The following is a 10,575-nucleotide window of genomic DNA, read 5'->3' as shown; positions in this document are numbered from 1 at the left end:
CCTCCGACGACGAGGAGGTGGGTGTGGTGGTGATGGACGACATCAGTGTGTGGGGCTTGTAAGCAGGCACGCAGGATCTCCTCGTGGATAGGGGGATGGCCGGGAGGCAGAGGTGCCCCGGGCCGGATGATTGATGGGGATTGACCGTGTCCGGGAGCGGGGCAAGGGATGCAACCCCCGGAAGGCAGGTGGGTCGGCCGGGGGGCTGTCTGTCGGTGCCGGGGGCGGCCGATGCGTTCCTCGCGAGGAGCAGGGAGCGGTCGAGGGGCGGGAAAGGCGCGGGGCGTCCGTACGCGCCGAAGCGCCATACCGCCGCGGCGGCCGAGCGTGCGGGTGATTGCCCAGGCATGGTCTGAAGAGGGCGTGTTCTTTCCGCCCCGTTGCCGATTCCCGGCCGCCACGGGCGGGGTCAAGCCGCGCAAGGCCCCTCGGTCGGCTGGCGGGACGTGCAGCGGCCCCGCACCCCTGCCAGGTGGCGTGGCAGGGGTGCGGGGCCGTGGGCCGCGGGCCGTGGCGTCGCGCGGGCGCTTCGTGGAGCGGGGTCAGGCGGGCAGGAAGACGACGCCGGTGGCGATGGGGGAATAGAGGGTCACGATGCCGCTGGGCAGTTCCAGGAAGACGCGGAGCCTTACGTGAGTGGCGACGGTACGCAGCCACTGGCCGGTGACCTGCCCGTGCGTGTAGGGGGTGGGCTCCCCCGTGACAGGGTTCTGGCCGTATTCGTAGGTGAGGGTGGTGTAGCGGGTGGCGTTGATGAGGTGCGTCTCGTCGGGGGTGAGGCGGTGGACGAGCGCGAACTTGCTGCCGGGCTGGTGCCGCTGGTTCCACCAGCCGGTCACCTTCTCGTCGGTGACGTCCAGAGTGTTCGGATGGCCCGGGATGGTCCACCGGCCTTCCCGGCGTATCCATTCCGTTCCCTTCGGGCAGGAGACGTCGTCGCCGTCCCGGAACGGCGGAGGCGTGGTGGCCGCGTGCCCGGCGCGGGCCCGGGTGAAGAAGTCGACGGCGGCCACGGCGCGGCGCCGGTGGTCGGGGGCCGGGTGGACAGACGCTGCCGGGGCGGTGACGGTCGAATAGGCGGGCGCTGCCGGGGCGGTGACGGTCGAATGGGCGGGCGCGGGCATGGGGCTGCTCCAGGGCAAAGGAGGGGCGGGAGAGAACCGGGGGCCCGGCCGCCGAGTCGGCGGGTAGGGGCTCGACCACACCCGGCCGGTGGCCGGAGCGGGAACCGCGTTCTCGATGACCGCACACTGGCCCGGGACCAACCAAGCCGCGCAACCCCCCATGGGACAGGGCTGCGCAGGGCAGAGGCGGCAACGCCAAACGGCCTAGACAACACGACGGGGATGGGATCAAGCGCGGCGGCCGGGCCGGGTCGCCTTCCTCATGCGGTGGAGGGTGGTGGTGCGGGCAGGAGCGCGGGACAGGGTGATGCGGTCGGAGTCCTCATGGCCCGTGGTGGTGAAGTGGTCGGCCGTCCAGGTGTGGGCAGCCTGTTCCGTCTCGGGCAGGTCGCGGAAGTCGCCGTCCGGCAGAGCGCGACCGACCGGGCCCCGGGCTGCGCATTGGCGGCACTGGTAGAAGGTGATCTCCGCGTATTGATCGGGGCCGAAACCGAACCGACACACCCATGACCACCGACACCGTCGTCTCCCTCGCCGACCCGTTCACCGCGGTCCGTCGGTGGCCGCGCGCTCGGCAAGCGCCGCCGGAGCGGGAGTTGGGTGTCGCCGGATGCCGGTCCGCCCTGCTGGTCAGAAGCGCAGAGGGCGAAGGACGCGACCGTTCAGGACGAGCTGATGGGCGCACTGACCCGCGTCGGTGGGATGGTGAATGCGGGCGGTGTGCAGCCGGGACAGGTCGGTCCAGAACCGGTACAAGTGCGGCTTGGCCGGCTTCGAGCGGTGCGGTGCGCGGGAGATGTGGGCGCCTGCGGCGGTGGTGTGCGGGATCATCGTCGAGACCAGCTCGACCCAGACGCGCTGGTGCTCCAGGTCGATCCCGAAGATCCGGTAGACCGCGTACACGCCGTCGTTGTCGGGGTGGTCCTGGGCGTGGCCGAGGGCATCATCAGCGGTCTGGTCGTGGCCGTCGGGGTCGAACGGCCAGTCGGTGTGCGTGCAGTGGAGGGTGCAGGCCGGGGTGCCGGGCTGATCGGCGTTGGCGGGGCGTAGGTCGATGCCCTGACGGCCACGGCGGCTGACCGGGGCCATGGTGCACTTGACGCGCTCGCGCACGGTGCCGTCTCCGCCGGGTGCGGGGAGCTGAAGGCGGTAGGCGAGCGTGCAGGTCCCGCAGCCGGTGCCGGGAGCGTCGGCGAGGGGCTGCCGGCTGGCGGGGTGGGTGCCGTGGGCGAGCAGGGCTCGGACGTTCGCGTTCCCGGCACGGGCTGGGATCTGCGGATACCGGGGCTCCCTGCCGGTGCCGGTAGGCGCTGTCGTGGCGGATACCGCGGCGACAGCGGGAGTGGGCATCGCTGGGCTGACGGCGGGAGCGGGGAGCGGGGAAGGGGCAAACGCCCCCGCAGGGGGCATCGTGGGCGCGGAGGCGGCGGCAGGGGTGGATATGGACATGCGGAGATCTCTCCTTCAACGGAATGGAGCAGCAGACGGGGTTGGTGGTTGGAAGCGGGCCAAGGCGGCGGGTTCAAGTGGTCACCGCACGCCCTGGCCCGGCACGCCGCACTCTGTCCGCTGGCACAGCAACGCCCGCAACCCCCGACACCGAGCTGGCTGCCGGGCGGCGGCGCGGGACGCGGCGCGGCTGTAAGGCCGGGTGCGGTGGGCAGTGGCGGCACGACAACAGCCCCCGACCCACGGTAAGCGGGGGCTGGGGGCTGTTGGTCCTTTGGGGAGGCGCCCCCAATGACTCCATGTCAGGCTGCCTGTGTCCTGGTGCGGGCGGCCAGTTGTGGGGCCATCGCCCGCCGAATGACCGCCTCCGCCAGTACCGGCGGCATCGCGTTGCCGATCTGCTCGTACTGCTTGGTCCGGGTGCCCTGGAAGGGGTGGTCTGGCGGGAAGGTCTGGAGCGCGGCTGCATCGGCGACGGACACCCGGATCATGTCCTTGCGGCCGCCGCGGTAGGCGGGCACCGAATCGGCGGGCACCAGTCGGGTGTCCGCGATCCAGCGGCCCGCGTCGCGTTCCCCGTACAGCGTGGCCCGGCTTCCGGAGCCGCCTACGCAGGAGGGGTCCGGGCCGCCCGCCGCCGTGCCCACCGCGACGGTGAGCGCCGGGCGGTGCGTCATCCCCCAGCCGAGTGCCTGTGCCATTGACACCCAGGGCAGCAGTGCAAGGTCTCCTTCGTCCTGCGCGGCACTCCGGCTGTAGCGGCGGTGGGTGGGCGCGGGCAGTGCAGCCTTGTCTTGTCGGCGGGCCACTAACACGGCGCGTGAACGGGTCTGCGGGACGCCGTACGCCTCTGCGTGCAGACGGCCCGTCACCACCGTGTAGCCCTCGCATCGCAGGATCTGCGCCATCGCCTCCCACACGGGCAGCACGGTGGGCACCTGCTCCAGCATCACGGTTCGGTAGGGGCGTCCGGTGTCCAGGGCCGCAAGGGCCCAGCGCAGCGGCTCCAGCACTAGGCCGGTACGTTCGTCGTCCAGGGTGGCGAGGCCGGAGCGGATGTTCTTCCTCGCGGCGAGCAGTGAAGCGAAGTGCAGCACCGTGTCAAGAGCCCGGCGCCCGGCGCCCTTGCCGCCGATGGAGTACGGCTGGCACGGCGGTGAGCCGATCAGGTCCGTGACGGCGGGGAAGTCGGAGGGGTCATAGGCGCGCACGTCGCCTTCCACGGTGCCTAGTCCGGCGGCCCGGCGAGTCTCGCAAGCGGAGTGGTCGAGCTCGATGCCCGTCACGGCGAAGCCGAGCTGCTGTACGGCAACGTCCCAACCTCCCGGCCCGTTGTGACGGCAGACGCCGTGTCCCACGCAGGTCATGTCCCTTTACGCGAGGATCGAGGGTCCTCGTCGTGTCGCGTTGCAGCGAGGCATGTTGTCTCTTTGTCCGGCACGACTGCGTGACTTAGATCACGTCCGCATGGGGGTGCTATGTCAGCTGGAACGATAGGTGAAGGTATGGGTTCGATCACAGGGGCCTCTCGTGTAGGGGGCGTTGGCGGCCTCTCGCAGCGATTGAGCGTTGTCATTGGTTGAGAGGTGTCGGGTGGAGGCGGCATGCTGATCCGACATGCCGGGCCCGGGTCGCGGGCACGGCGACGGGGCGGGGAGGATCGCGTTGATCGTCTGGGTGAACGGTGCGTTCGGCAGCGGAAAGAGCACTCTGGTGGACGAGTTGCGTGCGCGCTGGCCCGAGGCACTGGTCTACGACCCGGAGATGGTCGGCTATGTGCTGCGAGAGATCGTGGAGGTGCCGACCGGTGACTTCCAGGACCTTCGGCTGTGGCGGCGCCAGGTCGCTGACTTGGCGGTGGGACTGGTCGAGGAGTATCGCCGACCGGTCCTCATTCCGATGACCTTGGTGAATCCTGGTTATGTCGGCGAGATCTTCGGCGCGTTGAAGGATGCAGGCATCGACGTCCACCACTTCTTCCTCAAGGTCTCCCGAGAGGTACTGGAGCAGCGGATCGACGGCCGCAGTTTCACCCCGGACAGCCCTGAGCAGGACGAGAAGGTTCGGCGCTGGTGCAAGGAGAGGATCTCGCCGTGCATGTCTGCTGCCGACACCTTGCCCGGTGACACCGTGTTCCTGGATGGCGAGTTGACGCCGCAGAAGTTGGCCGACCAGGTGCTGGTCCGGGTCCGAGCGGGTGGACCCTCCGAGGTGTGATCGCGGTGAAACGAGGGGGGCGGACGGCGAGGGAGCACAGTAGGCGGTGTCGACGGGATCCCTCGCCGTGTCCGGGCCTCAGGGGAGATGCCAGGTTCAGCTGCAAGATCCGTACGGGGCTGTTCCGGGGAGGGTGGCGGGTAGGCGGCGGACGCTGCCGAGGGCTGCGGCTTGTTCCCGTAGACGTACGATCTCGTCGTGCTGTGCGGCCAAGCGTGAGATGGCGAGTTCCTTGAACGCGGTGAGCTCGGCTACGGTCTCGTCCCTCTGGGCCAGGCGTTCCTTGAGGTCGGTGACCTTGGTCTTGAGTCGTTCGATTTGCGCGATCCGCGGGTCGACGACTTGGCCGGCCTGCTGCAGAGTGTGAAGGCGTCGCTCGAACTCTTCGGCGAGGTGCTGGTAGGGGCCGGGGCGGGTGGTGCCGTTCCGGTTCTTCTTCGGGTAGAACGCGGTGCGGGTCACGCCGGCTTCGGCGGCCAGTGTCTTGATGTCGCAGCTGCCGCCGGGCGGGAGGTCACCCTTCAGGAGCCGGTCCATGGCGGCCCGGACGGCCTGCTCGTTGCGGGCGCGGGTTTCTGTGCTGATGCGTGCCATGAGGTGGGGTTTCTCCTTACGTGGTGGTGGCGTCGATCGTGGCCAGGACCTTTACTTCCCGATCCAAGTCGGCCTGCAGTCGGGCCTTTTCGGTCTTGTGGTTGCGGCCGATCGATTCGATGAAGACCTGCTTGTTCCGTACACTCTCGGCCCACACCGGGCGGTGGCAGGGATGGTGGGTGGCTTGTGGGCAGCGGGCGGAATCGCACATGCCCGCCAGCGGCTTCGTCGCGTTCGGGGTGCCGGCCAGTTTCAGGCACAGTGCCTTGGAGGGGTCGATGAACCAGCAGTAGTTCGCCACCCCCAGGTGCAGGACGCCGGCGATCTCGGCGAGGAGGGCTCGGACCTCTTGGTCGCTGCCGACGACGGTGGGGTCCTCTGCGGCGGCGCGGGCCAGCTTCCCGTCGACGCTGGCGAAGAAGCTGATCAGGTCGCGGGCGCCGGGACCTGCCGGCATTTCGCCCTGCTGGTAGCGGCGGTACTCGGCCAGCACGAGGTCCTTGTTGCGTTCCGCCTCCTCGGCGTTGACCTCGGCGAGGAACTTGGCCTGTGCCCCGCCCGGACGGGCTAATGGTGCAGTCGGGTATTGGAACTGCCCGAATGCATGCCTGATCACGCGTTGCGTTCCTCGGGTGTTCCGAAGCGTGCCAGGCAGTGCCACACCTTCTTGAGTGCTTGTTGGTCATGGAGTCCGGTGCGTGCGGCGTCACCGATGATCCGGGGCGTGAGGTGACCGTCGACGGCGATCTCCGCGCCCAGTTCGACGTACTCGTGTCCGCGGTAGCCCGGGTGGAGTGCGAGTTCTTCGACGGTGAGTCGGAGTCCCGGGTGCCAGTCAAGCCGACATGGCAGGCGGCGGGCGGCGGCTTCCACGTCCGTGCCCCGATAGCTTGGGTCCAGAACGAGTGCTTCGACGTCGCGGGCCAATATGAGTGGGCCGTGCACCTGTGCCTCGATGTAGTCGTCGAGTGCGTCCTGGTCGTCGTTCTCAGCCAGTTCTATGAGGGACAGGCTGGCCGCGACGCCGAAGGCCATTGGTTCGAAGAAGCTGTCCGGGTAGCAGAACGTGGCTCGGGTGAGGGCCTCGGCAGTCAGTCGAAGGTGAGCGGAGCCGAACCGGGGCGCCCCACCGAGTGGCTTGCGCCGGAAGTTCAACGCGCCGTAGACAGGTCGCTCGTGTGCGGGTGCGTGGTCATAAGCACCCCCGAAAATCCGGCTCTCCCAGCGCCATCGGTCACCGCCGAGGTGGGCTGTCAAGCCGCCGTTGCTGGTGCCGGTGACGAACTGCGAGTGATAGATGCCGTCCTCGGCCAACGCGAGCAGGATCGGTCGACCGCGCACTGTGCGGTCGGGGTGAAAGTTCAGGGTCACCCTCAGCACGGGGTCGACCGGGGCGCCGGACGACAGCGAGGCGACGTGGCGGATGGCCTGTTCCTGCGGAGACGGGGCTGGATCAGCGTTCATCAGCGCAGTGTGCCCGAGCGTGATCAATGTGTGCATCTGCGTTGGCTGACGTCGGCGGCGTAGGCGGCCCAGTCTCCGGCGGCGGCTCGCTGCCATTTGACGGCGACGGTGATGTCGATGCCGAGGGTGCGGGCGAGGACGGCGGCGGGCAGTTCGGTTGCGAGTTGGAACAGCGCGGTCGAGCGGGTTTCGGCGAGGCGGATGCCGAGTTTGCGGAGCCGCTCGCCCATGGCCCAGACGCTGATCGACCGGCCCGGCTGGCCTCCGGGGAACAGCCAGGGAGAGTCTGTTCGGCCGAGGACGGCATGGCTGCGGCGAACCGCGACCTGTTGGAGGGCCAGTTCAGCGAGGGGTGCGGGGAGCTCGACCGGGACGGCGCCGAGGCGGATGCGGACGGCTCCGGCCATCTCCTCGACGTGGTTGACGGTGAGCCGCGAGATCGCGGCGGGCCACTGGGCGTAGAGGAGCAACAGCAGTCCGGCGAGGCGGTCTTCGGGCTTGAGGGTGTCGTCGTACAGGAGGCGGCGGGCGGTGGCCCAGCGGGCCTCGTCGTCCATTGGCTGGGAAGGGCCGTTCCATTTCACGGCCGGGAAGCTGAGGTCACGGGCGATCTTCTGGGAGAGGGCCCAGCGCACGAAGTGTCCTGCTTCTCGACGGTGGCGGACGTCGTCTCTGGTCAGCCAGCGTTCAAGGTCGCTCTGGCGGCAGATGGAAAAAGCCAGGTTCTGGCCCTCAAGCCAGTCGGGGAGATAGACGGCGGCCCGCAGGTGCTGGCGGACGACGACGAGTTGGGTGTGCGTGATGTCCTTGCCGCGGCTCCGTCGGTGAAGACGGCGAAGGAGGTGCCACGTCGCGTACCGGTGCAGGATCTTGCGTCCCTCGGCGGTCGTGTGGGACGTGACGAGATCTTTCACGTGGCGTTGGAGGCGGACCATCTGCTCGTCCCGTTGCGGCAAGGCGTCGGCGGCCACGAGGACACTGCGGATGTGCTCAACGACCTTGCCCTCCGGCAGCTCGTCCAGTGCCTGGTGTGTTAGAGGCTGGCGTCCGGAGCCGAGGTCTGACAGGACGGTGGAGACGATGCCGCCGGAGAGCCAGCGCATCGCGGTGCTGACCCGTTCGGTGCTGGCCAGCGCGTCATGGAGGGCCCGAAGTTTCGGGGATATGGCTCCCGAGTCGTTGGTGAGAAGCTCGTCGAGCCGCTGTTTGAGTATGCACCGAGGGCACGGGCCGGGGGCTTGCAGTCGTTCCGCTTCGCCGCAGGTGGGACACGGGCGCCAGAGCTCGGCGTCCGGTGCGGTGCACGGGCCGCAGATTGGGGCGTCGGGGGTGCCGGAGTGGATGCCCCTCAGCCGTCCGCAGACGACGCACTGAGCTTGGCGTTTGTCGCAACCGCCGCACTTGGCGGTGCAGTTGCGGCAGACCCGCTGTCCGCCGAGCGGCTTGTCGATGCGGACGACGCGGCGGCAGCGGGGACAAGCCGGCCGGACGATCCCGGCGACACCGGCTACGTGCAGCACGTCGATGAACCGCAGGATGGCGCGAAGGGGCGCAAGGTGCCCGTCCCCGGTCAGCAGCCTCGGATTCTCCTCCAGGGCCCAGGCCAGTTTTTGCTGGTAGGAGGGGCGGGGTGCCGACCGGCGTACCGCCTCGGCGATGACGTCGCGGTCGGCGTCCCGGTCGATCGTGGTGATCACCTCGTGGATGATCGTGACCGGATCACGGTCGTCGGTGTCGGGGCACATCGAACAGCGTGGCTGGCCCGTGCGGTCGCGCGAGGAGATGCGCCGGGTGTTTCCGCAGGCGGCGCACTCAGTAGTCTCCTGGCCGCAGACCGAGCAGTACCAGTCCTGTCCGCGACGCTGGAAAGTGCGCAGGAGCTTGCCGCCTCCGGCGCAGACCGGCGGCGAGACCGCCGAGGCGCCGGCCTTGCGGAGCTCGATGAGCAGGTCGCCTATGACCCGAGGCGCCGGGGACCGGCCGTCGGTCAGGACGGCGGGCCGTCCCGCCAGGGACTGAGCGAGGCGGCGCGACTTCGCTCGGCCGCCCGCGACCGTGGTGACCACGGCCCGGATGGTGTCGGGGGTGAGTTCCCTCTCGATGCCGGCGATCAGGTCGGTGACCAGGCCGATCGGGTCCGCGACGGCGCGGTCGGGATGGTCAGCGGTGGTCATGGCCGGTCAACACCCCTGATGCGGGCCCGCTTTGGCCGCAGTCCGCCGAGTCCCTCCGAGTCGGGCACCGGGCCGCCGCCCGCGGCCTTCTTCGGCTTCTTCACGGCCCCGGCCACCGCGATGGGCTCGATCAGGTCGTCCATGGTGCAGTCCAGGATGTCGAGCAGGGCCATGAGGATCTTCAGGCTCAGTCGCTCGGGTCGCTCGACGACGAGCCGGTAGACCTGGCTGGAGGAAAGGGTGATGCCGCGTTCGGCGAGCGGCGGGATGAGGTCGGTGGTGGAGAACATCCCGCAGTCCGCCATGACCTTGCGCAGGTGCCAGTGGTAGTCGAGCTTGGCGGCCATCGCCGGATCCCTCCTGTCAGGCTCCGGCGAATGCCGGGGCCAGTGCCTTGTGCAGGGAAGTGTTCATGAAGGCGTCGCTGACGTGGGTGTAGATGGCCAGGGAGCTGTCGCACTCGTGGCCGACCTGCTGCTGGATTATCTTGAGTTCGCTGGCACGGCAGGCTGTTGACCTGTGTGCTTGCGTCGCGGTGGTTCTCCATAACGTGGCGGATGAGGGCACCCGGGGTCCTTTCAGTACGGGCCGATCGTTACCGATCTGGGATTGCTCGCGCCTGCCCGTCGCGGGCGTGGCTCTTGGGGAGTGTCTGGGCGGAAATAGCGGCATCGAATCGACGTTATTCCTGTTCGGTGACAGGGCGGGTGCTCGTCAGGGCGTTATCGGGTACCAATCCGGAGGCAGGCTCAGCCAGGCCGGCAGAGGTCCGTTCGAAGGCACCAGGCCCGCTGGAGCGTCACCTAGCGCGTGGCTGAAGTCGACCATGCCGCCGTCGAACACCGCGTGGCTGAAGTCGACCGTGCCGCCGTCGAACCTCGCGTGGCTGAAGTCGACCGTGCCGCCGTCGAACACCGCGCCGTAGAAGTTCGCCCTACCGCCGGAGAACGTCGCGCCCATGAAGTTCACCGTGCCGCCGGAGAACCTCGCGTTCATGAAGCTCACCGAGCTGAAGCCCAGCGTGCCGCCGGAGAACTCCGCGTTCATGAAGCTCACCGCGCCGCCGGAGAACACCACGCCAGAAAGATCTCCTCCGTCGAAGACGACGCCGGTGAAGTCCAGGTCGTGGCCCTGCCAGGAGTGGGAGTGCTCGGGTTCGAGGCGGAGGTGGTCGCGGATGAGGCGGATGACCGTGTGCCGGACCTCCCGCAAGGCCAGGTATGCGTGGCGGGCGTCCGCGCCGCTCTGCGGGAGGTCGGCCTCGGCGGTGTAGGGCAGGCGGAGGTAGGCGCAAAGGACGTCGATGCAGGTCTGGCGCAGGTCGCGGGTGGGGGCGTCGTCGGCGAGGCCGGCCAGGGCGTGCACGCCGCCCAGGCGTACCGCGGCGGATTCCTCGCCGAGCTGGGAGACGGCGGTGGTAAAGCGTTCGGTGTGCAGGCGGGTGGCGTCGCGCAGCGGGCAGTTGACGACGTACTGGTGGCCGGCGCGGACCCCCGGAAACTGACAGGCTCATCCAGATCGGCCACATCCTCACGGGTGCGAGAGCGCCGCGA

11 protein-coding genes are annotated in these 10,575 nt (G+C 69.2%); 1 reads left to right on the top strand and 10 read right to left on the bottom strand.

The genetic code is table 11. The features are described from left to right. Positions 1-542: 542 nt before the first annotated feature. From ACFU5O_RS32335 to ACFU5O_RS32320, 4 genes are all read right to left on the bottom strand, one after another. Positions 543-1,124 (bottom strand): hypothetical protein, encoded by a 582-nt coding sequence (locus tag ACFU5O_RS32335; protein WP_384245838.1) that lies wholly within the window; start codon positions 1,122-1,124, stop codon positions 543-545. A gap of 228 nt (positions 1,125-1,352) precedes the next feature. Beyond that, positions 1,353-1,628 (bottom strand): hypothetical protein, encoded by a 276-nt coding sequence (locus ACFU5O_RS32330; protein ID WP_384245837.1) that lies wholly within the window; start codon positions 1,626-1,628, stop codon positions 1,353-1,355. A 126-nt stretch (positions 1,629-1,754) separates the two neighbouring features. After that, the gene (locus ACFU5O_RS32325; protein ID WP_384245836.1) at positions 1,755-2,573 is read right to left on the bottom strand and encodes a hypothetical protein; all 819 of its coding nucleotides are present in this window, start codon (positions 2,571-2,573) and stop codon (positions 1,755-1,757) included. A 302-nt stretch (positions 2,574-2,875) separates the two neighbouring features. Further along, positions 2,876-3,940 (bottom strand): DNA cytosine methyltransferase, encoded by a 1,065-nt coding sequence (locus ACFU5O_RS32320; protein WP_384245835.1) that lies wholly within the window; start codon positions 3,938-3,940, stop codon positions 2,876-2,878. Positions 3,941-4,238: 298 nt separating this feature from the next. Here ACFU5O_RS32320 and ACFU5O_RS32315 point away from each other — a divergent pair, with 298 nt between their 5' ends. After that, positions 4,239-4,790: an AAA family ATPase gene (locus ACFU5O_RS32315; protein ID WP_384245843.1), complete on the top strand. Its 552-nt coding sequence runs from the start codon at positions 4,239-4,241 to the stop codon at positions 4,788-4,790. A gap of 96 nt (positions 4,791-4,886) precedes the next feature. Here the strand turns inward: ACFU5O_RS32315 and ACFU5O_RS32310 are convergent, their stop codons facing one another. The 6 genes from ACFU5O_RS32310 to ACFU5O_RS32285 form a co-directional block, all read right to left on the bottom strand. Then, positions 4,887-5,384, bottom strand: a complete 498-nt coding sequence (locus ACFU5O_RS32310) for a hypothetical protein (RefSeq protein WP_384245833.1) — start codon at positions 5,382-5,384, stop codon at positions 4,887-4,889. A gap of 16 nt (positions 5,385-5,400) precedes the next feature. Beyond that, a complete protein-coding gene (locus ACFU5O_RS32305) occupies positions 5,401-6,000 on the bottom strand; it encodes a hypothetical protein (RefSeq protein WP_384245831.1) in 600 nt (199 codons plus the stop codon). After that, positions 5,997-6,848, bottom strand: coding sequence for a DUF3626 domain-containing protein (locus ACFU5O_RS32300; RefSeq protein ID WP_384245830.1), 852 nt, complete (start codon positions 6,846-6,848; stop codon positions 5,997-5,999). Before ACFU5O_RS32300 ends, ACFU5O_RS32305 begins: the two co-directional genes overlap by 4 nt. A gap of 23 nt (positions 6,849-6,871) precedes the next feature. After that, on the bottom strand, positions 6,872-9,022 hold the full coding sequence (locus tag ACFU5O_RS32295; RefSeq protein WP_384245829.1) for a site-specific integrase: 2,151 nt from the start codon (positions 9,020-9,022) through the stop codon (positions 6,872-6,874). Continuing rightward, entirely contained in the window at positions 9,019-9,369 is a 351-nt protein-coding gene (locus ACFU5O_RS32290; RefSeq protein WP_384245827.1) for a helix-turn-helix domain-containing protein, read from the bottom strand. The genes ACFU5O_RS32295 and ACFU5O_RS32290 overlap by 4 nt, the downstream gene beginning before the upstream one ends. A 367-nt stretch (positions 9,370-9,736) precedes the next feature. Beyond that, a complete protein-coding gene (locus tag ACFU5O_RS32285; RefSeq protein ID WP_384245825.1) occupies positions 9,737-10,387 on the bottom strand; it encodes a pentapeptide repeat-containing protein in 651 nt (216 codons plus the stop codon). Positions 10,388-10,575 lie beyond the last annotated feature (188 nt).

It is taken from the genome of Streptomyces sp. NPDC057445 (assembly GCF_042802855.1).
Lineage (GTDB): Bacteria > Actinomycetota > Actinomycetes > Streptomycetales > Streptomycetaceae > Streptomyces.
Note: the sequence above shows the minus strand (reverse complement) of the source record. Positions and strands in the feature narration are given on the sequence as shown.

Bases quoted from the DNA above. Each gene is read 5' to 3' on its own strand.
- ACFU5O_RS32320 (WP_384245835.1), bottom strand. From the start codon at position 3,940: ATGACCTGCGTGGGACACGGCGTCTGCCGTCACAACGGGCCGGGAGGT.
- ACFU5O_RS32325 (WP_384245836.1), bottom strand. From the start codon at position 2,573: ATGTCCATATCCACCCCTGCCGCCGCCTCCGCGCCCACGATGCCCCCT.
- ACFU5O_RS32295 (WP_384245829.1), bottom strand. From the start codon at position 9,022: ATGACCACCGCTGACCATCCCGACCGCGCCGTCGCGGACCCGATCGGC.
- ACFU5O_RS32300 (WP_384245830.1), bottom strand. From the start codon at position 6,848: ATGAACGCTGATCCAGCCCCGTCTCCGCAGGAACAGGCCATCCGCCAC.
- ACFU5O_RS32335 (WP_384245838.1), bottom strand. From the start codon at position 1,124: ATGCCCGCGCCCGCCCATTCGACCGTCACCGCCCCGGCAGCGCCCGCC.
- ACFU5O_RS32290 (WP_384245827.1), bottom strand. From the start codon at position 9,369: ATGGCCGCCAAGCTCGACTACCACTGGCACCTGCGCAAGGTCATGGCG.
- ACFU5O_RS32310 (WP_384245833.1), bottom strand. From the start codon at position 5,384: ATGGCACGCATCAGCACAGAAACCCGCGCCCGCAACGAGCAGGCCGTC.